Annotated in this window: 24 protein-coding genes; 12 read left to right on the plus strand and 12 right to left on the minus strand. The window is 44.2% G+C overall.

The annotated features are described in order from the left end of the window. Positions 1-18: 18 nt before the first annotated feature. On the plus strand, positions 19-759 hold the full coding sequence (locus R7Q39_RS09870) for a DNA-binding transcriptional regulator YciT (protein ID WP_104980415.1): 741 nt from the start codon (positions 19-21) through the stop codon (positions 757-759). On the opposite strand, the gene R7Q39_RS09875 is transcribed toward R7Q39_RS09870, so the two are convergent. From R7Q39_RS09875 to R7Q39_RS09890, 4 genes are all read right to left on the minus strand, one after another. Then, positions 760-1,653 (minus strand): DMT family transporter, encoded by an 894-nt coding sequence (locus R7Q39_RS09875; protein ID WP_005373960.1) that lies wholly within the window; start codon positions 1,651-1,653, stop codon positions 760-762. A 154-nt stretch (positions 1,654-1,807) separates the two neighbouring features. Further along, on the minus strand, positions 1,808-2,164 hold the full coding sequence (locus R7Q39_RS09880) for a VOC family protein (protein WP_033906300.1): 357 nt from the start codon (positions 2,162-2,164) through the stop codon (positions 1,808-1,810). A 29-nt stretch (positions 2,165-2,193) separates the two neighbouring features. Beyond that, entirely contained in the window at positions 2,194-2,847 is a 654-nt protein-coding gene (locus R7Q39_RS09885) for an isochorismatase family protein (protein ID WP_033906301.1), read from the minus strand. Between the two features lie 32 nt (positions 2,848-2,879). Continuing rightward, a complete protein-coding gene (locus R7Q39_RS09890) occupies positions 2,880-3,605 on the minus strand; it encodes an NUDIX domain-containing protein (RefSeq protein WP_005373953.1) in 726 nt (241 codons plus the stop codon). Positions 3,606-3,903: 298 nt separating this feature from the next. Between R7Q39_RS09890 and pncB the strand changes: the two genes are divergently transcribed. The 4 genes from pncB to R7Q39_RS09910 all read left to right on the plus strand — a co-directional run bounded on the left by pncB (position 3,904) and on the right by R7Q39_RS09910 (position 7,577). Then, a complete protein-coding gene (gene pncB, locus R7Q39_RS09895) occupies positions 3,904-5,214 on the plus strand; it encodes a nicotinate phosphoribosyltransferase (RefSeq protein ID WP_205461099.1) in 1,311 nt (436 codons plus the stop codon). Between the two features lie 320 nt (positions 5,215-5,534). Continuing rightward, positions 5,535-5,894, plus strand: coding sequence for a hypothetical protein (locus R7Q39_RS09900; protein ID WP_033906302.1), 360 nt, complete (start codon positions 5,535-5,537; stop codon positions 5,892-5,894). Between the two features lie 214 nt (positions 5,895-6,108). Continuing rightward, positions 6,109-6,627 carry a glycine zipper 2TM domain-containing protein gene (locus R7Q39_RS09905; protein WP_005373945.1) on the plus strand — a complete coding sequence of 173 codons (519 nt, stop codon included), beginning with the start codon at positions 6,109-6,111 and terminating at the stop codon, positions 6,625-6,627. 170 nt (positions 6,628-6,797) lie between these two features. Then, positions 6,798-7,577, plus strand: coding sequence for a methyltransferase domain-containing protein (locus tag R7Q39_RS09910; RefSeq protein ID WP_033906303.1), 780 nt, complete (start codon positions 6,798-6,800; stop codon positions 7,575-7,577). Between the two features lie 63 nt (positions 7,578-7,640). On the opposite strand, the gene R7Q39_RS09915 is transcribed toward R7Q39_RS09910, so the two are convergent. Continuing rightward, a complete protein-coding gene (locus R7Q39_RS09915; RefSeq protein ID WP_005373940.1) occupies positions 7,641-8,522 on the minus strand; it encodes a DMT family transporter in 882 nt (293 codons plus the stop codon). 93 nt (positions 8,523-8,615) lie between these two features. On the opposite strand from R7Q39_RS09915, the gene R7Q39_RS09920 reads away from it, so the two are divergent. From R7Q39_RS09920 to R7Q39_RS09930, 3 genes are all read left to right on the plus strand, one after another. Then, a complete protein-coding gene (locus R7Q39_RS09920; RefSeq protein ID WP_005387224.1) occupies positions 8,616-9,500 on the plus strand; it encodes a LysR family transcriptional regulator in 885 nt (294 codons plus the stop codon). 180 nt (positions 9,501-9,680) lie between these two features. After that, positions 9,681-10,295, plus strand: coding sequence for an outer membrane beta-barrel protein (locus R7Q39_RS09925; protein ID WP_005373936.1), 615 nt, complete (start codon positions 9,681-9,683; stop codon positions 10,293-10,295). Positions 10,296-10,455: 160 nt separating this feature from the next. Further along, complete coding sequence (locus tag R7Q39_RS09930; protein ID WP_017635133.1) at positions 10,456-12,123, plus strand: ABC transporter substrate-binding protein; 1,668 nt, start codon at positions 10,456-10,458, stop codon at positions 12,121-12,123. Positions 12,124-12,198: 75 nt separating this feature from the next. Here R7Q39_RS09930 and ompV read toward each other — a convergent pair whose 3' ends face one another. The 4 genes from ompV to R7Q39_RS09950 all read right to left on the minus strand — a co-directional run bounded on the left by ompV (position 12,199) and on the right by R7Q39_RS09950 (position 16,113). Continuing rightward, positions 12,199-12,975, minus strand: coding sequence for an outer membrane protein OmpV (gene ompV / locus R7Q39_RS09935; protein ID WP_318076054.1), 777 nt, complete (start codon positions 12,973-12,975; stop codon positions 12,199-12,201). 221 nt (positions 12,976-13,196) lie between these two features. Continuing rightward, positions 13,197-13,730, minus strand: a complete 534-nt coding sequence (locus R7Q39_RS09940; protein ID WP_005373930.1) for a copper resistance protein NlpE — start codon at positions 13,728-13,730, stop codon at positions 13,197-13,199. 261 nt (positions 13,731-13,991) lie between these two features. Continuing rightward, complete coding sequence (locus R7Q39_RS09945; protein ID WP_191115942.1) at positions 13,992-15,221, minus strand: glycine betaine/L-proline ABC transporter ATP-binding protein; 1,230 nt, start codon at positions 15,219-15,221, stop codon at positions 13,992-13,994. After that, positions 15,214-16,113 (minus strand): ABC transporter permease, encoded by a 900-nt coding sequence (locus R7Q39_RS09950; RefSeq protein ID WP_053304614.1) that lies wholly within the window; start codon positions 16,111-16,113, stop codon positions 15,214-15,216. Before R7Q39_RS09950 ends, R7Q39_RS09945 begins: the two co-directional genes overlap by 8 nt. A gap of 500 nt (positions 16,114-16,613) precedes the next feature. Here R7Q39_RS09950 and R7Q39_RS09955 point away from each other — a divergent pair, with 500 nt between their 5' ends. From R7Q39_RS09955 to nqrM, 3 genes are read left to right on the plus strand one after another with little or no spacing between them, the layout of a single operon-like run. Beyond that, the gene (locus tag R7Q39_RS09955) at positions 16,614-16,904 is read left to right on the plus strand and encodes a DUF134 domain-containing protein (protein ID WP_005373924.1); all 291 of its coding nucleotides are present in this window, start codon (positions 16,614-16,616) and stop codon (positions 16,902-16,904) included. Beyond that, entirely contained in the window at positions 16,901-17,407 is a 507-nt protein-coding gene (locus R7Q39_RS09960) for a NifB/NifX family molybdenum-iron cluster-binding protein (RefSeq protein WP_005373923.1), read from the plus strand. The genes R7Q39_RS09955 and R7Q39_RS09960 overlap by 4 nt, the downstream gene beginning before the upstream one ends. Position 17,408: 1 nt before the next feature. Next, entirely contained in the window at positions 17,409-17,618 is a 210-nt protein-coding gene (gene nqrM / locus R7Q39_RS09965; RefSeq protein WP_005373922.1) for a (Na+)-NQR maturation NqrM, read from the plus strand. On the opposite strand, the gene R7Q39_RS09970 is transcribed toward nqrM, so the two are convergent. Beyond that, a complete protein-coding gene (locus tag R7Q39_RS09970) occupies positions 17,596-18,408 on the minus strand; it encodes an aminoglycoside phosphotransferase family protein (RefSeq protein WP_274647967.1) in 813 nt (270 codons plus the stop codon). The two genes, nqrM and R7Q39_RS09970, sit on opposite strands and share 23 nt — an antisense overlap. Positions 18,409-18,595: 187 nt before the next feature. Here R7Q39_RS09970 and R7Q39_RS09975 point away from each other — a divergent pair, with 187 nt between their 5' ends. After that, positions 18,596-18,790 carry a hypothetical protein gene (locus R7Q39_RS09975; RefSeq protein ID WP_005373920.1) on the plus strand — a complete coding sequence of 65 codons (195 nt, stop codon included), beginning with the start codon at positions 18,596-18,598 and terminating at the stop codon, positions 18,788-18,790. 75 nt (positions 18,791-18,865) lie between these two features. Here R7Q39_RS09975 and fusA read toward each other — a convergent pair whose 3' ends face one another. Both fusA and dgcA read right to left on the minus strand, forming a co-directional pair. Further along, positions 18,866-20,890 (minus strand): elongation factor G, encoded by a 2,025-nt coding sequence (fusA, locus tag R7Q39_RS09980; protein ID WP_318076034.1) that lies wholly within the window; start codon positions 20,888-20,890, stop codon positions 18,866-18,868. A 293-nt stretch (positions 20,891-21,183) separates the two neighbouring features. Further along, positions 21,184-22,176: an N-acetyl-D-Glu racemase DgcA gene (gene dgcA, locus R7Q39_RS09985; protein ID WP_054576162.1), complete on the minus strand. Its 993-nt coding sequence runs from the start codon at positions 22,174-22,176 to the stop codon at positions 21,184-21,186. Positions 22,177-22,190: the final 14 nt, after the last annotated feature.

Here is a 22,190-nt window from a genome sequence, read left to right on the forward strand (position 1 = left end):
TCAATAAGGAGCGAACCTGTGAACCCAAGACAAAATGAAATCCTGCAATTAGTGAACGACCGTAAACGCGTTCAAGTCACGGAGCTTTCTGACATCATTGGCGTGTCGGGTGTGACCATCAGACAGGATTTGAACTTTCTGGAGCAACAGGGCTACCTAAAGCGCATTCACGGCGCAGCTACCGCGTTGCAAAGTGATGACATTGATGCCCGCCTAGAAGTACGTTTCGATATTAAACAATCGCTCGCAAACCAAGCTGCGGATTTGGTCGCACCGAATGAGACAGTGCTGATTGAAGGAGGCAGTGCCAATGCGTTGTTGGCTCGGACATTGGCTGAGCGCGGCGATGTGACCATTATTACGCCATCGGCGTATATCGCCCATCTCATCCGTAACACTTCTGCCAACATTATCTTGCTTGGTGGCGTGTATCAGCACCAAGGCGAGAGCTTGGTCGGACCGCTGACTAAGTTGTGTATTGAGAACATTCATTTCAGCACGGCCTTCTTGGGTATTGACGGCTTCCATCAAGACACTGGCTTTACTAGCCGCGACATGATGCGCGCTGAGATTGCAGAAACCATCATTGCGAAAAAAAGGCGCAATATTGTTCTAACGGATTCTAGTAAATTTGGGCAAATTTATCCCTCATCAATTGGTAAGACTGACGAAATATCAGTGCTGCTGACTGACAAAGCCGCTCCGAAAAGCGACCTTGAACAAATCAAAAAGCGAGGTGTGGAAGTTATATTAGGCTGATTAAGCCACGCTTCGTTTTCTCTTCGCGAGCATTGCTGTTGGGGAGAAACCGGTGACTAGCATAGTGCCGCTAAGCACTAGAATTGTTCCTATGATGGTGTTAGAGCCGACGGGCTCATCTAGCACCAAGTAGCCCCATAAGATACCAAAAACAGGAACAAGAAAAGTGACAGTCAGTGCTGACGCTGGGCCGATATCAGAAACTAAGCGGAAATAGAGCAAATAAGCGAACCCTGTGCATACAACGCCGAGCGTGACAACAGAGCTCCATTCGAAATGACTTGGTTCTGCACGCATTGGTAAGAATGGTAGCAGCGGCAGTACCCAAATAACCGCCGCCCACATGCTGCCGTGAGCATTATCAAAAGCAGGTACTTGTGGCGCATTTTTAGTGTAGTTGGTAGCAATGCCATAGCTGAAAGAAGCCATCAAACTGGCGGCAATAGGGAGCATGGCTTCTTCACCTATGGTTGAAGTATCTAAGCCGACCAAGACTGCAACGCCTCCAATGCCTATTAGCATACCGAGAACAGATTTCGCTGTGAGTGGGCTGCGGTACCAAACAAAGCCAACTAGTGCTCCCCATATTGGGGCGGTTGAGTTCAATATTGCTAAAGTTGATGCATTCAGTGTCTGGGCTGCGTACGCAAAGAGTAAAAATGGAACTGCGCTATTGAATAAGCCAATAATAAAGAAGTGTTTAGTATGCGCAGTTAACGTGAGTTTCTTCTTCAAATATACGGCGATCAATAACAAAGCGACGGCGGCAAATGTAACTCGAAATTCGATTAAGTAAGCCGGCCCGAATGTGTTGGCGGCGACTCGCATAAACAGAAACGAGCCACCCCAAATAGCAGCGAGGCAGAGTAAGCGAAAAAAACTGACGGCAGTCATTTGACATCCTTGGTCGAGGGCTAGCGCCTCATCGATTAATTGTTGCGCTAACAGTGAATTAAACCAAGGATGAGGTCAACCAGAAATGTAATGCCAGTTCCGGATCTGGCTAGCTTGGGCTCACGTTGATGGTGTGTTGTTGATTTGTGATCACTTAATGGCTCTCTGACCATACTGCGAATTCATTTCCACTCGGTTCAGTGAAGTGGAATCGACAGCCGCCGGGGAATTCGAAAATAGGGCGGATAATTTTTCCACCATGCTGCTCTACTTTTGTCTGAGTGGCCTGAATGTCTGAGCTATAAAATACTAAAAGTGCGCCACCATTTGCGATTTGGTTTATAAACTCAGATTTGAAGAATCCGCCATCCAATCCTTGTCCTGAAAATGCAGAATATTCTGGACCATAATCGGTAAAGCTCCAGTCAAAAGCACGCTCAAAAAATTGTTTAGTCGCACTGACATTAGTGGAACCAAATTCAACGTAATTCAATTTTTCATGTTGATGCATGGTGAAATCCTTCTCGGTTACTATCGTTTCTAGGCGAACTTTTCTACGATGATGTCGTCCGCTTTTTCGACAAATAATGCGCCATTATCTCTGAGCTCTGTCAGCACATTCTCTACATTATCAGGCAGCACCGCACGAGTTGAAGCAAGATTAACTACCACATTGTAGCCAAGTTCCAGCGCTTGCATGACGGATTTTTTCACACAAAAGTCTAAGGCAAGGCCACCGATAACTAAGGTATCAATCCCGTTGAACTTTAGAAATTCATGCGCGCCTGTCGTTTTTGTGTCGGCAATATCATGGAAAAAAATACCGTAAGGGTGCGCGTCAGGATCCATACCTTTATTAACTTGAAAATCGTAGTCCAACACGGGTGGTAAGCCATCTAGCAGCTCAGAACCTGTTGTGCCAAGCACACAGTGACGGTTCCACTTTATATCCACATTCGGTAAACCAACGGGCTCAAGCATATTGGCTGGCGATTCTGCATCCCATTTTGCTTTCGGTGGGTGCAAGTCACGACTGACCAGTTTTAATCGGCCTTTGGCATGATTGTTCAAAAGCTCCGGTACGATTTCCAACGCACCTGCAACGGGCAGTTCATTTGGACATAACTCACTAAAGCCTTTCTCTGGATCAACGTCGATCACTGCTGTAGTTTGATAGTTTACTCGAACAGTCATGGCAGACTCCTTGTCTGTCTGATTGTCTGCGTTTATCCACGCAAACAGTTTTGAAAAAAGGTTACTTCGTCGCTAGTCAGCGTATATACCATTGCGGGTTTTCCACCTTTGCCTTTGTTGGTTGAAGCGACTTTATTAGTGGGTTTTAGTACGCCTGAATCTATCAAGCGGCGCTTAATCGTCATTCGGCTGATATCAATACCAAACTCTTGATATGCAGAAATGATGTCCGCAACCAAAAACTCTTTGTCTAATGCAAACAAAAGAACCGATGTGTATTCAATGGATGCACGAAGCTTTTGCCACGCTTTTTCAATGGTTTTTTGATGATCAAATGCGAGGGTTTCTTCTCCATTGAGAATAGCCTGTAGCGAAAACCATTTAAGTTGGCATTCCGGTACACCTGCATTATTTATTTGCTCTACATTGTTACGATCAACTAAGGCGTAGTGCGTAATGTTTAAGCTCCAGTCTTCTGGATCGCGCTTTGGATCACCGTCGATAAATGCTTCGCTAAAATGGCGAGGGTAGGTATGGATTTTCTCACGGCAAATTCGGCGACGCGCCGCTTCAAAGTTTTCATCGGCCGGGCGTCCGCCTTCACTGGTTAAGTCTTTATCAAAGACAAATCCGCCCGGTAGTGCCCAGACTCCATGGTATGGCCGATTTGGATTTGAACGTTTAATCAACAACACTTCCAATCCCTTATCGGCACAGCCAGATAGCCTGAATGGAATAATGTCGACAGATACGATCATGGTTGGGTCCTAATATTGATTTGTAAGTAATCTAGCGCATAACAAGTGGTCAATCAATGGGTAAGTAACGAGTTGTTAGAAACGTTTTCGGTAGTGTTCTTAATACGGTTTGAGCATAAATTTACGGATGACTCTGACTTATTCACAATGCTTGCTCGAATTCTAGACAAAAAAACCTTATAAAAATGAGTGGTTAGTAACAAAAGTTGACAAACTATAGATGGGTGTTTATTGTTTACGCAAATTAGTTAGTAACAAAAAGTTATATACCCAGGAAGGGCATGTAGAAGGGCACCTAATGACCACCAAACTATTTTCTTCCCGCATCATTCAAAGCGCTTTGGATTTCGATGTCTACAAAGTCAATATGATGAGCGCTGTAACAGCGCTTTACCCTGATGCGATGGTGTCATATAAGTTTATCGTGCGCAGTGAGGAAGACCTCTCTGAGCTTTTGCCCGAGGTAAAAGCCGAAGTCCTTAAACTGCAAGATATTCAATTTACGCAAGAAGAAATTGAATATATTAAGCGTGTCGCGCCTTACCTGAATCCTGACTTTGTTGATGCACTGCGCCATTTCCGTTTCAACCCACAAAGTGATGTCTCTTTCCATAATAAAGCCATGGCTGATGGCTCAAGCCAGTTAAGAATTACCATTAACGGTTTGTGGCGAGATACCATCTTGTACGAAACGATCATCATGAGCATCGTGTCTGAAGTTCGTAGCCGTCAGCGTTGGTCAGATATCCCTGTTGCGCAATTTACCACTGTTTTAGAAGAGAAAGTTCGACACCTAAAGTCGGAACTAAAACGTCGTAACATTACTAACTTTAAATTTTCTGACATGTCGACGCGTCGACGTTTTTCCTTCCAAGCTCAGCGCACTATGCTGGAATATTTGTGCCAGGAAGTGACGGAATGTTTGACAGGAACAAGCAACTATCACTTAGCAAAAGAGCTAAACTTGACGCCTATCGGCACCGTTGCTCATGAATGGTTTATGGGACACCAAGCTCTGGTGAATGTGCGAGATTCGCAAAAAGTGGCGTTGCAACGTTGGCAAAAAATGTTTAATGGTGCACTAGGTATTGCACTGACCGACACGATTGGTATCGATGCTTTCCTTAAAGACTTTGATGAAGAACTAAGTAACGCGTACTTCGGCGTACGTCACGATAGTGGTTGCCCTTATCGCTGGGGTGAAAAAATGATTGCACACTACCAGTCGCTGAATATAGACCCATTAACAAAAACACTGGTGTTTACCGACGGACTTAACTTCGAACAAGCGTTAGATATTTGCGAGTATTTCCAAGGACGTATTCAGGTGAGTTTTGGTATCGGTACTTTTCTTGCCAATGATATGGGTGATTATGTCAATAAAGATGGTGAAGCCTACCAGCCACTTTCTATCGTGATAAAAATGGTCACGTGCAATGGTTCACCGGTCGCCAAAATCAGTGACGAACCTGAGAAAGCCATGTGTGAAGATATCTTCTTTTTGATGAATCTCAAGCGCCGCTTTGAACAACCTCTTGATTTAAATGAGTGTCGTAAAATGATTGATCGTTTAGAAACTGAAGGTCAAAATTATCTCATCGACGCGTAGGCGTTATCCTCTCTCCATGATAAGCACCCTCTATCGTTACGACAAGTTTATATAGGTAAACGTGGAGGGTGATTTCGTTATAGTAATATACAGAAGTAACCAGATACAGCGCAGGAAAGCACTCAAAAGTTGATGTGTTATCTGCCTTTGATTGGTGTAAATCGATACGTTACAGCATCGTGGACGGTGTATCTCATCCGACACTAAACTCAGTCTAATCACGTAGTTTATTCCCACGTACCATGAGCTCACTCGGGTATAGACGTCTATCTGCTTTTATGACTTTGGGCTTCACGTAGTTGCTTGAATCAGGAGTCAAAATGAACCTAGTAGTACATTTGCAAAAGAAAGCGATCCGAAAATATGGCTATGAGATGGCCACTCGCCAAGCATGGAAGTGTGGTATCAAGGCAAATCTTGTAAAGCGCGTGATTGGCCTTTTTAAAGGACAAATTGTTTGTGTGGTTGAAGGTTGCCGAGCAGAGTTTTCTTCTCCTCTTAATAACCCCCTTCACGAAGATGGCAAGCAGGGGCGATATGTGTTTGTTGGCGGTGTATGCTGGGAACCAAATAACATTATAGCGCCTGGTTTCCCTGATTTTATGTTTATGCACGTGCGTAATCTAAGCCACCGTCATAAGTATTTAACGGATGACGAACTATTTTTGAGCTTGGCTTAAAAATAAATCTCATAGACTAGTCCAGTCCAATCATAATCAGTAGTGATACAGTTTTAGCTCTGTTGACATTCTGCTGAGTGTTTCTTGACGTATCTCTTATAAAACAGTGTTTCTTTACTTGTTAATAACAGAGGGTTTGTTTTCGTCTGATGTGATTTCCCTTTTGCGATTTACCATAACGCTCATCAAAGCAAACCATACTGGGATGTAAATCATGAATATGAAATCTATCGCAATTGCAACGGCAGTTGTTGCTGTACTAGCAGGCTGTAAAGACAAAACGCCACCAGCTCCAACTCAAGCAAACATTACTTTGGTTGAAGCGGTGACTGAAACGGTGAAAAAGCCGCACCAAGTATGTAAAGATGTGGTAGTAACCGAGCAAGTTGCCCCTGCGGATGACAATAAAATTATTGGTACGGTTGGTGGCGCAGCAGCTGGAGCTGCGCTGGGCAACCAAATCGGTGGTGGCTCAGGTAAAGTGATTGCAACTGCAGCTGGTACGATTGCTGGTGCACTGACAGGTCGTAAGATCCAGGAAAATGTGCAAAAAGGTGATGTAGTAACAACGACGAAAAAACAGTGTCATACAGAATATACGACATCTGATAAAGTAGTGGGTTACGACGTCACTTACGAAGTTTCAGGTGCACCAACGACGGTTCGTTTGGCGAGCAAGCCAGCGACAAAAACGTTCCCAATTCAAGATGGTAACGTTGTTCTACCACAATAGTTAGCGACTTAACCGAAGCGATTAACAAGCCCTTTTATCTTTGAGATGAAAGGGCTTTTTCACATAAGCGGCGTTTTCATCTGTTTTCCCATTGGAATGTGCGGCCAGAAATACCCGTTAATTTCCGCGTTCGATACAATCACTTTTCTTAAAGTACGAACGGAAAAAACATGGAAGATTTTTACCTGACCGAGCACGGTTTGGCTGGTTATTTCGAGGCGCAATGGTTCGACAAGTTCATTGAGGAGCAACAGATTGAGATGATAACCAGTCGCTCAAAACAAGTCCCACTTTCTTTTTTGTCATCACCTCACTGCTCCCAAGTTGCTGATTTTATTGCGCAGGCGGTAATCGAAAGCAGCGTTCAGCCGTATTCCCTACTTGAGGTTGGGGCGGCGCTGGGAAGAAATTATTATGAGTTAGTGCAACGCTTACCTAACCTTAAAGAAGCGACGCTTGTGGAGCCTTCAAATAGGTTAATGGATGGCTTGAAGCAACTATTAATAGAAGAACAACGCGTCGAGCTTACTTACCTTCACGATGTGAACACCTTAAACACTTTAGAGGTAGAGAATAGAGATATCGTACAGAAATGTGCTCATGTTGATTTGACGCTAATTAACCAGCCTTTTGAGCTCGATACTCTCCAATCTCGCTTTGATTTAGTCGTATGTTTAAATGTGATTGATCAATGTGAGTCGCCACTTAGCGTGATCAATGCTCTAAAAAAAACCACCAAGGTGGGTGGGCTGATCGTTGTCTCTTGCACTTATCAGTGGAACGCGAAACACATCAAAAATAAAGAAGAGGCGGTTGATGATATCAAAGAATACTTTGCTGAAGGCTGGCGTCTAGTGTCGGAAGCCGAGCATGAATATCGCATCCGGTTTAATGATCGCTTTGCAAGGCAGTTTTTATCTCACGTAGTCGCTTACGTAAAAACCGATTAGAGCCACATAAAAAAACCGAGCACTTACGGCTCGGTTTTTTAGTCTTTGGGTTAGAGCACAACTTTAAGTAACGTGCGCTTCTTGTTGCTCTTGCAACTTTTTCTTACGACGTTCTCGTTTAGAAAGCCAAACCAGAGGCACAACAATCATAATGGTTCCTATTGCCATAAATATATCTGGCACTTCTCCAAACCAAATCAATCCCACAAACACGGCACCAATTAAGCCACTGTATTCAGCGCTGGCAATTTTGTTGCTATCGATCGAGCGGTAAGCGATGACACATGTTGCTGCATAAATCATGATGAACAGACTTGAGCCAGCAGCAACAGGGAAAGCACTCCAGTCCCAAGGTTCTGCTTCGATCAGAACAAGCAAGAAGGCTACTGGAATACCTGCCAAGTTTGTCATCAATAATGTTTGCATCACAGACTGATTTTTTGGCAGTTTTCGAATGAGCAAGTTATTGATTGCTAAAGTAATTGCAACAACTAAAGCTGAAATCGCTGCCCAATCGATTTGGTCTGGACGAATGATGACCAATACACCGGCAAAGCCCATTATCGCTGCGGCGACCGATTGTTTAGATAGCTGTTCGCCAAAAAAGATTGCTGCAAGCGGCAACATGATCAATGGCGCGGCGTAAAAGATCGCGTTCGCAGTTGCGAGCGGTAAAGATGAGATCGCCAAAACCATGAATATTGCACCAAGTAACCATACGTGAGCGCGAACAGCATGCCACTTAAACCCTTCAAGAAAAGGCGCATTTTTTGTTAGCAAGTAGACTGGCAGCAGGAAAAGCACCGCTGAAATTTGTCGGAAAAAGACAAATTGAAAAATAGGCACTTCATTTCCGACACTTTTAATTAAAGAGTCCGAAAGCACCGCAATGAGATTTCCAACAATTAATAGCAGCATCGCTGCTCCGACCGATGTAACTTTCACTTTTTCCTCTCCTCTTTCTTTGCCAAAGAGTAGGTGATGTCATAGGATGAAGTGAAGTGATATTTATTAGTTTAAGTATGAGATTTTTAGATAATGAAATTGCCACCACTCAGAGCGGTTCACTGTTTTGAATCTGTTGCCAGAAACTCTAGCTTTTCGCTTGCTGCTGAAGAACTCAATGTGACGCAAAGTGCCGTTAGTCACCAGATACGACTATTAGAAGATTATTTGGGTGAATCATTATTTATCCGTCAAGGCAGAAAGCTCTCTTTGTCCGATACGGGCACCCGCTATTTAGAGGATATTAGCCCAGCAATTAGCTCAATTGCGATGGCCAGCCAAAAGGTGCGAGAAGGGGACAAAGGCAGCATACGGTTGGCGATTTATAGCTCGCTTGCCGTAAAGTGGCTTATTCCTCGTTTGTCTGATTTTAAGCGCTTACATCCAGAAATCGATCTGACACTCAATATGGTCGTTGGTGATCCTGAACAGACAGACAGCGTTGGCGATTGTTTTATCACGGTAGAAAAGCCAAAGCGAAACTACATGTCGGTAAAGTTATACGCGGAGACGCTGTATCCGGTCTGCAGCCATAAAATTTGGAAAGAGTTGCAAGATCAACCGATTCCAGAAGCGCTTTGGCGATACCCTATTTTGTCGACAGACTCAATTTATCGTGAGAGAGGAAAAGACTGGGCTGAGTGGTGCAGAGCGGGCGGTTACACCTTGCCGAAAGATGTCGATGTTCAACATTTTAGTCATATGTTGTTGGCAATAGAGGCGGCGCGTTATGACCAAGGCATCGCATTTGCGAATGATTTTATGCTTAATGAAAGAGATAAAGCGCACGATTTGGTGTATATCCCTTCGCATGGATTGGAAACCGGCGACAGCTTTTATTTTATTCATAAAAAGAGTCGAGCCAAGCAAGCAGAAATCATCAAGCTCACTAACTGGTTGAAGCAGCAATGCTTGTGAAATGACTAAATTGTCAAAATTAAGAAAGAAAGTGGCAAAGTTGTGTCTAAATATTTCATGTTTTATTGAGTTTTTATTCATTAACATCCACTTGGTTTTGAAACCAAGTGAAATGGATAGCATGGCATGCTTAAGGATGGGCAAAACACAACCTCAATAATTAACAGGCAGTGAAATACAATGTTTAAAAAAACATGGCTAATGACAGCCCTTCTAGCAACATGTTCTGTTGCAAACGCAGCTCCTTACGTTGGTGCATCTGTAGGTCAAGCATCGTTTGGTGATGTTAATGGCTCTATCAATGGTGGTGGTACTAACGCTAGCACTAAACTTAAACTTGAAGATGACTCAAGCCTTTCAGGCAAAGTATTCGGTGGTTACAAATTCAACGAATACATTTCTCTAGAAGCAGCCATTGGTGGCTACGATGCTTTAGACGGCAAAGTTGTTACTGTTGGTGATATGAAGTATCTATCGATTCAGCCAAAAGCGACTCTACCGATTGGCGATCGTTTCAACCTTTTTGCTAAAGCTGGTCTTTCTTACTTCAATGCTGAATTCAAAATTAGCAACTCTGTGATTGACGGTAGCGCAGGCCATACCACCATTTCTGACAGCACTGTAACAGGCATGTACGGTTTAGGCGCAGAGTTCGCTATTACTGAAAACTTTGCTCTACAAGTTGAATGGGAATACATGATGCCTGAGCTAGACATTGCGAAATTTGGCAATGAAAAAGTAACGGTTGATGCAGACATCAATGTATTCTCTGTAGGTATGAGCTACCGTTTCTAAGAATACTTATTCAAGTTACCTCTTGGCTTAGTAAACGTTTTTGACTTCTGTTGGTCGAGCTGAGTCCAAGCTTTGAATTTGTTTAGATATAGCACAGGAAGTTTAGTTGCTAAGCGTCCTGTGCTATTTTTTTGCTTTGGAATAACTCTTAGGAATCTTTGTGAACGATGTCAATCTTAGGTATCTGGATCTACTGTTAAAGCACTTTGAACCTCACCAGTATCACCTTGTTACGCTTTCTGAGCTAGAAGCGGTGATTTGCACGTCGAGGCGCAATGTTTCTATTGTGATGAAAAAGCTTGCCACTTACGATTGGGTCGATTGGCAACCTGCGATTGGCCGAAGTAACGCTAGCCGTCTCAGTATTAATATTTCCCTCCAACAAGCGATGACCGAGTTTTTGGTTGAGGAGCTTGGCAGAGGAAGAATGAACTCAATAACGAAACTTATTGATTGGTTCGGTCAAACCGCGGTTAGAGCACTAACTATCGCTTCTGAAAAAGTGAATCGATTGAATGAATCAAATAACGCTATTTTGATTTCTTCTTACCCTTGGGTATCCAAAATCGACCCTGCGAATACTTACCGTCACACTGAATTACACGTCGCGAAAAGCGTTTATGACGTATTGCTGACCCAAAATTCCAATGGTGGTATCGAGCCATCGTTAGCACACGAATGGAAAATGGAAGGCAAGGTAATGACGTTATGGTTGCGGCCAGGCATATATCGCCATGATGGCGAGCCCCTTAACATACAGGATGTGGTTTGGAGTATAGAAAGACTTAGGGAGATAAAAGGACCAGTTCACGAGCTCTGGCAGTGTATTGATAGCGTGGTTGCAGAAACATCTAACTGCTTAAAAATTATATTGAAGTATCCGAACAAGTTGTTTCCATACATGCTAGCAACTCCTCATGCGTCTATTCTATGTCGAGATGTCGTCTCTTTCGGTTCTAGTTATTCCTACCACATCGGGACTGGGCCATTTAAAATTAGCGGCTGGAACCAGGAGAGTATGACTCTTGAAGCACACAAAGAGTATTTTTCAGCACGCGCATTGTTAGATCAAATAACGCTGTCTCATGGTGATGTTAAAACCTTAAATATGTTGAGCTTTAACCAAAGCTCCGATCACGTTGAAGTGGAAAAAATTAGCGCATTTTCATATCTGACCTACCGCGAACGCGTGGAATCCCAACTCACAAAAGAGACTTGGTATCAACTTGCTGATTACATCCATGTGCAAAAGCGAATTTATGATGCGCCAAGTGCCGTTGACAGCATTCAGTTAGAGACTCATGAGCAAGATTTATCAATAACAGATGGTGGTGTGATACCTAAACTGAAAGGTAAAGTGGTATTAGCTGAACCTGTCTGGACGATTCCGAGTTTAATTCGTCATTCCGAATGGTTGCACAGTGTGATTCGTGCAACGGGATTGGAGTTGGAGCTCATTGTTATTGATGACATTAGTTTTCCTGAGGTAGTGTCTCACCAAGCAGACTTGCTCTTCATTGAGGAAGTCATGGAAGCACCATTTGAATATGGCATCTTCGAATGGCTGTCGATAGCAACTGGACTGCGTTTTAGTTTTGATCAAAGCCAGATGCTAAGCCATAGAGAAAAGGTTCGCAGGGCGATGGCAGATGATCACTCGCTACAGTCTTTATTAAACCTAGAGAAAGCGCTGCGCGATCAGTACCTATATTTGCCTTTGTTTGTTGGCTACGAAGAAGTGACAAAAACACAGCAAGTGCGAGGTGTGCAGGTGAAAAATACAGGCTATAGCGATTTACATAGGTTATGGATTGCTCATTCACACTAGAGTCTGTGTTCAAGATGATGCAAATGTCCAACGCATAAAGCCATCGAAATGATGGCTTTATAAGGGCGTATCGGATTAGAAGTTGTACGACACACTTGCGCCAACAACCCATTGGTTTGCACTATCAACGATAGAAGAGTCGCTGATACCGCTGCCTAGGCGCGTGTATTGTGTCATTTGGCTTACTTGCCAGTTGTCGTTGATTGGCATAACAAGTTTGTAGCCAACACCATAGCTTACCGTTGAATCACCTTTGTATGCTTTGCGGTTTGCGTTTGCTTCGCGTTGTTTTACACCAAAGTAGTAATCTACGTAGTCTTCACTTTGATAAGTTAGGTTAGCAAAAGGAACAAAATCAACACTACCGAATTTCATGATGTGGAAGTAAGTCGCGCCCGCTAAGTAACCTTTGTAAGCACCACTGATATCGTGCTGAAGGTATGTAGAAATGACGTTGTTTTGATCCAGTGTAAAGTCTGCGTTTAAACCTAGATCGACGGCGAAACGGCGTTTATCTGTGCCTTTCAGGCTTTTCGCTGTATCACCGTCGCGCATTACACCACTACCTACAAGGTAGGCACTCATGTTGATTAACTCATTGGTGTTACCGAAGAAGCGGTAGTTAATGCCACTTAGGTCGGCATTAAAGTCGTCACCATGGTAACCACCGTTGAGAATTGGTGCTGTATTATGCTTTTGATCTTTGAAAAGATCGCTGCCTTGAGCCACACCAGCTTCTACGTTCCAATCGCCTTCGTTGTTGTAGATGTTACCGTTACGAATGTAAGTATCGCCAGCGAAAGCTGAGCCAGCAGCTGTCAGAGTAAGTAGTGCAATTAATGTTTTTTTCATCATTTTTCCGAGTTGTTCTGTTTTGTTTTGAACACTGTACAAAATGACGTTGTAAGCATCTATCGGCAAAGCGTATGGAAATGTAATGAACAATCAGGGTAAGAAGCAGAATGTTGCTTCAGAATAGAAAGGTTGCTGGAATAGCTTTCGTTAAAATAACGAAAAATCCGAGCTGGGGTGGCTCGGATTTGGGGTATTTATCAGGTATTGATACTAACTTCTTACTGTTTCGTTAAGTTGTATAGTGGTGCTAGGTCACCCGTTACTTTTTCGCCATTCATGTCTAGCTTCATAAGTACGTTTTCACCAACAAAGTATTGGTTTGGTGCATCTTCATTTGTCAACGTTACGATGCTGCCATTTGCGTCCCAAGTGAATTGACCTTCAGATTTTGATTGACCGTCTTCTTTGTCTTGGTAGCTTTCTTCAAGTACGTAAGTGCCATCTTGATTTAGTGTGATGGTCATATCGATACCAGCACAATCCGCGCAAGGTAGTGTTCCTTTGTAGGTGCCGTTCCAGTCCAGAGCACTTTGTGCGTTGTGTTCAGAGTCTACAAATGTCTCTTCAGTAATTACCTGTTCTTCTTCTACTGGTAACGTGTCAATTGTCTCAGTCGTAACGTCTGCACTGGTGGTGACTTCAGTTTCCGTTGCCTGAGGTACTTCAACTGCGCTTGTTTCGGCAGGTTTCTCATCTTGACAGCCTGCAAGAATGATTACCGCGCCTGTTAGTGCCAACATTGTCTTTTTCATTTTATCCCTCTTTAAATCAAGATTTTGTATGAGAGTAATAGTAGACATTTATCGAGGATTTGCGTCATCAAAAAGCAATAGAATGATCTAACTATGTCAATAAAACCGGATATGAGCATGAAATTGTCAGGAAAATCAGAACAATGTAAATGTTGATTTGGGTATCAAGCTTGAGCCCACAGATAAATATCTAAAAAGGGGAGTGGGAGCGAGTTAATTGATAACAGCCCACATTATTGTGAGGTGTATTATCAACATCATCTAAGAAACGTTATTGAAGCTTGAGCGTGAAGTGCCTCGTTTTGTGCTTCGTTGATCAGAAAACAGCTCCGCAATAACCTGACGATTTAATTCGCCTTTCAAATGGCCGTGCTCATCGATGACGGGCAGTGAATGTTCACACGACATGACTTCAGTCAGCACTTGCTCAATGGCTAAATGTGGAGAGATGATAGGCACCTCTTCATAGATATCATCACGCCAATCTGATAGGTGAGTTAACTTCGCTGCGTTTAGCAATCCTTGCTGTGTTATCACGCCTTGATAGCCTGCATTGGTCTCATGGTAGGCATAATCACGTTTAACACGTTTCATTTCACTCAGCGCATCTTCAATGGTTTCAGCGCGAACACAGTACGAAGGTGGCTGCATCAGCGTTTCGACCGTCAGTGCTCGCGCTCTATTGACGTCTTTTACAAAGGCTTCAACGTACTCATCGGCAGGATGCAGTAAAATTTCGTCTGGTGAACCTTGTTGGACAAGTTCACCGTCTTTAAGAATCGCGATGCGATCGCCAAGTCGAAGCGCTTCATCTAAATCATGAGTAATGAAAATAATGGTTTTGTGCAGCTTCTGTTGCAGCTCTACCAGCTGATCTTGCATTTCGCTCCGAATCAGAGGGTCCAATGCTGAAAAAGCCTCGTCCATCAACAGTATTTCGGCGTCGGTAGCCAGTGCCCGTGCAAGGCCCACACGCTGTTGCTGTCCACCCGATAGTTGAGCAGGATACTGGTGCTCATAACCCGTCAGTCCAACGGTTTCTAACCATTCATTTGCTTTTTCTAAGCGCGCCTCTTTATTCATTCCCTGAACTTCCAAACCATATGCGATGTTGTCGATAACAGTGCGATGAGGCAGCAAGCCAAAGCGCTGGAACACCATAGACATCTTGTGACGGCGAAACTGTTCAAGCTCTTTGTTCGAAAGTTGCATGACATCCACCCCTTCTACCAAAATCTGCCCCATGGTTGGATCGATTAATCGGTTGAAGTGGCGAATCATGGTGGATTTTCCAGAACCGGATAATCCCATAATGACAAAAATTTCACCCTTTTGAATTTGCAGGTTGATGTCTTTTAGTCCGACCGTGTGGCCCGTTTCCGCTAAAACCTGCTCTTTACTATGTCCCAACTTAACGCGCTCAATCACGCTATTGGGTCTGGTACCGAAGATTTTATAAAGACCGCTGATTTCGATAAGTGGACTAGTCATTTTTTGAATCTCCTAAATGAGCTTGAGTGCGTTTCGCATACGCTTGTGAAGCACGGTCAAAAAGGATTGCTAGGGCGACAATTGCTAAACCATTGAGAAGACCAAGAGTGAAATATTGATTGGTAATAGACTTTAGAACAGGCTGACCTAAACCTTTTACCCCAATCATTGATGCGATGACCACCATTGACAGTGCCATCATGATCGTTTGGTTAATTCCCGCCATGATGGTTGGCATTGCAAGCGGAAGCTGAACCCCAAAAAGCCGTTGCCGAGTGCTGGCACCAAATGCGGTTGCGGCTTCCAATACTTCTTTATCAACTAGACGAATGCCCAAATTGGTTAAACGAATAACCGGTGGAATCGCGTAGATCACTACTGCGATAAGGCCAGGAATTTTCCCGATGCCCAATAACATCACAACTGGAATGAGATACACAAATGCCGGCATGGTTTGCATGACGTCGAGTAATGGTGTTACCACCGACTGAATGCGATTAGAGCGCGCCATAGCGATGCCGATAGGGATACCAAGTGCGATGGCAAGCATAGTACATACAGTGATGATACTGAGCGTGCGCATAGTATCTTCCCACATTCCAAAATAGCCAATCAGAATCAGCGAACCAAAACATGCAGCGGCCAGTTTCCAAGAGCGGCTAGCGGCATAAACGAGAGTGGTGCAGACACCTAAAATAATGAACCAAGGTGTAGAAATCAGAAGTTTTTCAAACCAGACAAGAAACGCCAGGAGCGGATCAAACAGAGACTCAATGAGTTCACCATACTCGCGAGAGAAATCTCTGTAGGCGCCGTCGAGTGTTTTGCGAATCGCCCTGAGATCAGAGGCATCCATTTCCGGGAATTCGCTGAGCCAATTTGAGTCAGACATATGTACTTCCTTTTTCTGATATACCTAAGCGCTTTCAAGAAACTTAATTTGGCAAGAAGAGTAGGGCACCTAGGCCAAGTAATGGTCGTTCGACAGGTTCTTTATCGAACGTATTACTCTTTAAGCTCAGGCGAATATCGTCAAACTTCTCTTTTTCGTTCCTTAGGTATACATCCTTTAAAATAAAACAATCATTAGTGTTCAAACTAATGATTTGCTTGGATTATAGTTTTTCTTCTTCAATAAAATGAACACATTAGCGTGTATTTGTATGAAAAATCTGCGCAAACTAACGTTTTTATTATCCGGTTAATTAGAATTGATCTTTTTGCTCGTTTGTCATCGAAATTTCTAAATTATTAGATGTCTAATTAATGCTGATGTATTACGTATTTGTCGTGTTGATTTTTGCAAACTTAGTTTATTGGCATATGCTAAAAATGTTATTGGCATATGCCAGTTTAAGGCGTAATTTGACTCTGTGTTTTTGAGGGACAATGATGGCAAGACCAAAGATAGAAAGACGAATATGCGGACGTGCGGCTCACCACTGCTTTAAGCCCAATGGCATTCCATTTAATCAGTTGGAGCAAGTCGCCATATTACCAGAAGAGTTAGAAGCGCTACGTTTAGCCGACTTAGAGGGGCTTAGCCAGCAGCAAGCTGCGGAGCAGATGGGCGTTTCTAGACAAACTTTTGGTAACACAGTAAAAAGTGCAAGATTGAAAGTCGCAAAAAGTTTAGTTGAAGGTCATGCATTAGTTTTTCCGAATGAGGAGTCAAACTTATGATTTATGCTATTCCTAATGATGGTGAGCGGGTGGCAAACCACTTTGTAAAAGCACCATACATCGCTATTTATTCTGATACTGACGGTATGCTAAAAAACTTAGCGAACATTGCTTCTATGCCACAAGCGGGTTGTAATGCGAAGTCTCAGTTGATTCAGTCTCTACAAGGGTACAATGTGGATGCTGTTCTTGTGCGAAATATTGGTGAACGTGTATTGGCAAAGCTACTTAGCAGTGGCACGCCAGTATTTAGGCTGTCTACTCGTAGTTCATTGGAAGATGTGCTTGCGGTTCCAAGAGAGCCTTTGATTGAGCCCTCTCAAGGACGCCCATCAAACAATCATAAGAAAAGTGTTCACAAACAAAAAGGCGGCTGCGGCTCCTGTGGTTGTGGTGGCCAAAAATCAAAAACCTCCTTGTTGGCAAGACCTAAAGCGCTACTCAAAGCAACATCTAGCCCTGCTATACTTAAGCTAGAGTCGATGGCTAATAAGGCAGGTTAATATGGTTTGGTTATTTACCTTTCTTGGTTTTCTCGCAATCATTTTGTTGATGTCACTTGGCGTCATTTTTCATAACAAGCGTATTCAAGGAAGTTGCGGCGGTTTAAACAACGTCGGTGTTGATAAAGTATGCAACTGCGAAACCTCATGCGCAGAACCTGAAAGGCGTTTATATCAAATCTCAGAGCCTAACTCATCACCTGAGCACTAAGGCTTTTGGCCCATTGCGGCAAGGTTTGCCGAAACCAGTCCAAATATTTGCTGGTCTGCGGATTCTCTCTGGAGACCAGTATGTTGACTACCTCGACAACGATCCACGCTTTTGCTAGTCCGATATCGCGCGCCAATTCTGTTGTTTCACCTTTCTCGGCGCACTTTACATACTTGCCTGCCACCTTCAAGTAATCATCAAATGTGCCCATGCCCTCGATGAGCGGCGCTAAATCTATCGCGACATGCCCTGTAGAAAAGCGTTCCCAGTCGAACAGCACTAGCTCGCCATTTTCGCGCTGTCCCCAGTTTCCAGCATTCGAGTCTCCGGAGATCAAGTTCTGCCTATCAAAAAGGTGCGCCGCTCGTTGTTGTAGTTGGTGGAAGAACTGTTCTGTCTCTGAGCCCAGTTTAAGTGTAGTGAGTGCTTGTTGAGTCGCTTGTGGTGTCCACTGGTGGCGGTGATAAACACCATCTGATGTTGGTGGAAGTCGGTGCAGTTTGACGAGTTGTTCAATGACTCGATCATCTTCAAGTAAGAATGCTTGCTCGACTGCGTGGGGAACGTATTCAATGTGCAGAACGTTTTTCTGGTCGTCGAATTGAATCAAGCGCGGTACGTGTATTCCAAGCGCGTTAAACTGCTCGGCATAGCGTTGATAAAACGCCACTTCTATTTGAGTAGGGTTACGTTTTTCTATTACTTGGACGCCATCTTTTTCGATGAGAAAAACTTTGGCACTGCCCATTTGGTTGAGTTCTTGTTGCGACACCGGACTTCCTGTCTTCATGTAGAGAGAGCTCACCTTAATCGCTGCACTCACGTTTTCCAATAGCCACGACAAAGTGCCTCAAAAATATTAAATGCAACTGTTTAAATATGATTTTGCTGTGAGTGTCTAAATTTTACACAGTCTCGCCTGTACTCCGATAAATTCGTTCTACGCTTACTATTCGTCTTAATAAAGGAGAACCAAAATGGCTGTAATGAAGCAGGATATTCCAAATCGTGTAACGGTTTACCATGACAATATCGATCAAGAACAAGAGCTGAAAAATGCGATGCTGCCAGAGAAACCGCGCTACTTTAACGGTGCTCCGACTTACAAAGCGAACAGCATCGAAGAGTTTGAAAGCAAAATCAGTCAGATAGGTTTGTCTCTCGATAAATAATTTTTCTTTTACCTAAAAGCGCCCTCAAAATGAGGGCGCTTTTTTGTTTATGTGATTGATTTGAATCGTAGGGAATTAACCTTGTTGTGCACTGCCTTGGCAGACCTGTTTTTGCACTGCTGGTGGCGCGGGCTCGTAATGGCTTAAAGTCATACTAAAACTGCCTTCACCACCCGTGATAGCTCGTAATCGACGAGCGTAATCTTGCAGCTCGTTTACTGGTGACTTGGCTCTGAGTAAGGTGAAGCTACTGTCGATTGGCTCGGTGCCTTCGATTAAGCCTCGGTTTCCAGATAAATCTCCAGAAACATCGCCAACGTTCGCGGTTGGGATGTGCAGTTCCATCTGGACAATGGGCTCTAGCACAATAGGATCTGCGTTGTTAATCGCATCTAAAAAGGCTTTCTTACCTGCGATGACAAACGCTATTTCTTTCGAATCGACGGAGTGATATTTACCGTCATAAACGGTGACTTCCACATCCTTAATTGGGTTGCCAGAAATCGCGCCTTCCTCTAACGCTTGCAAAATACCTTTTTCAACAGCAGGAATGAGCGCGGTTGGAATGGCGCCACCCACCACTTTGTTGATGAACTTAAATCCGGCACCACGTTCGAGTGGACGAACCTTCAATTGCACTTCACCAAATTGGCCTGCACCGCCACTTTGTTTTTTGTGTCGATAATGCCCTTCGGCAGGTTTGGTGATGGTTTCAAAGTATTCGACGCTTGGTTGGCAGGTTTCGACGTCCAGTTTGTACACGTTCGCCATCTTTTCTAATGCGACTTTGAGGTGAAACTCCCCTTGGCCGCTGATGATGGTTTCGTTGGTGCGAGCGCGATGTTCGATGCGCAGAGAAGGATCTTCACTGGCAATTTTATTCAGCACATCTCCTAATTTTTGCTCATCTCCACGCTTAAGAGGCTTCAAGCACAAAGAATACATGGGGTCAGGAAGATCCAACGTTTTGAGTTGAACACCATCTTCTTCGTGAGAGTCATGAACGATTGAATCGAATTCGAGATCATCCACTTTGGCTAAAACGCAGAAGTCGCCTGTAAGCGCGCGAGTGATCTCGGTTCTATCTTTGCCCTGCAGTTGATATAAGTGCCCAACCTTGAATGCCTTGTTGCTTTCGCCAATATAAAGCTGGCTGCCCGCATTGATTTCACCCTGATATACACGTAAGTAGGCAAGTTTTCCCATATATGGGTCGACGCTGACTTTGTACACGTGTGCGACGGTGTGCTCTAAGGTTTCGCAATTTACTTTGATTTTTTTGCCGTTCTTTTCCAGTTGAGGAGGGTTACCCTCGTTTGGCATGGGCATGATCTCCGCCAAGGTGCGTAGCAGCAGCTCGACGCCCGCACCGGTTTGTGCTGAGACAAAACAGACAGGAATCACATGTCCAGTTCTCAGTGCTTCTTCAAACGGATCATGCAGTTGCTCTGCGGTGAGTTCGGAGCCTTGTTCCAGATACAGTTCCATCAGTTCTTCATCGACTTCGATGACTTGGTCAATTAAGGTCTCATGAGCTTCATCTACCGTTGCAAGTAAGGTTTCTCGTCCCAATTCTGGTTCGAAATAGCAGTCAACTACAGATTCCCCGTCAGCCGAAGGTAAGTTGATCGGCAAGCAGTGGTCCCCAAAATGCTCAACGATGTTCTCCATCAATCTTTCTAACTGATTACCGTGGTTATCGAGCTTATTGATGATGATCATCTGACATTTTTGCTGCTCTTTAGCAAAGGTGAATAAGCGATCGGAAGTTTGGTTAAGTGGGGTTTGAGGGTCGATGACAAGGGCAGATGTTTCAACGGCAGGAAAAACGCTGATAGTACGGCCAAGTAACTCGTTTTGTCCCGGAGTGTCGATGATATTGAGCCGGTGTTTATTCCAGCGCAGTGCGACTGGCGTTGCTTCAATACTGTGTTGATATTGGATGGATTGAGGGTCGAAGTCGGTAACGGTATCGCCTTTTTCTACGCTGCCTAAATGGTGCGTGGCATCGCAGGTGAAGAGCAGTTTTTCTATTAGCGTGGTTTTACCGGTCCCGGTTTGGCCGACAAAAGCGATATTGCGTATTTTGTTGATAGGCATAGAGCCTCCTTGCAAGATGGCGTGAAAAACCTACGAATTGCTAGGAAGTGGGTTGCTATAGAAACCCACGCACTGCATTGGAGTAGGGCGGGATTACCGCCTATTCGTCTTCCATGTCATTTTTCGGATGACTCGATGCATAAGACCACCTTCTTGGACCACTGTAATCTTAGCATGCCGTAATAACCGTATAATTTATGTGACTTATTTCATGATGGGGCTGATTGTTTTTTAATCGAGATCATAAACTCAGAGGTTCTGACTTTTGGAGCAAAACCTCTGGATTGTTTAGGCTATTTGGAAAGAACGATTTCGCCGTCGCGATAAACCAAGCTTGGCGTTACATCTTGTCCGAGCAGCACCGGGCCATCAAGATCGACAACGCTTGCCTGAGCAGCAATGGGTAAGGCAGCACGCATCGCAAGCGACGTCCCCAACATACAACCGGACATGAGGCTAAAACCGAGTTTTTGGGCGTCGTCGGCTAATAATAGTGCTTCAGTGAGCCCGCCAGTTTTATCTAGCTTAATATTCACCATTTCATATTTGCCAACCAACTGATGCAATTGCTCTCTGGTGTGACAACTTTCATCGGCGCAAAGTGGAATGGGGTGCGGAATGCTGGCGAGTACGTCATCGCAGTCTTGTGGCAACGGTTGTTCGATCATGGTGATGTCTAGCGGTTCGAGTTGAGCAAATACCGTCGCGAGGTCGAGGTTTTGCCACGCTTCATTCGCATCTAAGACAATTTGTGCGTGCGGCGCGGCATCGCGTACTGCTGCAACGCGCTCAATCACGTTTTCACCATCCAGTTTTACCTTAAGCAGTTTTGCGCCTTGGCTAAGGTAAGTTTGTGCCTGTCTTGCCATCGCTTGCGGCTTGTCGATAGAAACCGTCATCGCCGTCACAATCGCCTCGGGTAACGTAAAGAGGTCGTGAACCTGCTGCTTTTGGCTCAAAAGCGCGTGAAGATGCCAAAGGGCGCAATCCAATGCATTTCTTGCCGCCCCCGCGGGCAATAACGATTGAAGCAGGCTTTTGAGAACCATGACATCAGCTTCGCCTTTGGCATACAAACTTTGCAGTTCATGCGAGGCGTGAGAAATCGCCTTAATTACCGATTCAACCGATTCACCATAACGTGGGTATGGTGTGCATTCTCCTTGGGCTGTCATGCCTCGATGTTCAATTGTCACGCGGACTACGTGGCACTCTGTCCGACTGCCGCGAGAGATGCGAAATGGTGTCGCCATGGCAAGCGTGACAGGTTCTACATGAATTTTCATCTCACTAGTTTTCC

Source organism: Vibrio sp. 947, assembly GCF_033339115.1.
GTDB classification, from domain to species: domain Bacteria; phylum Pseudomonadota; class Gammaproteobacteria; order Enterobacterales; family Vibrionaceae; genus Vibrio; species Vibrio alginolyticus.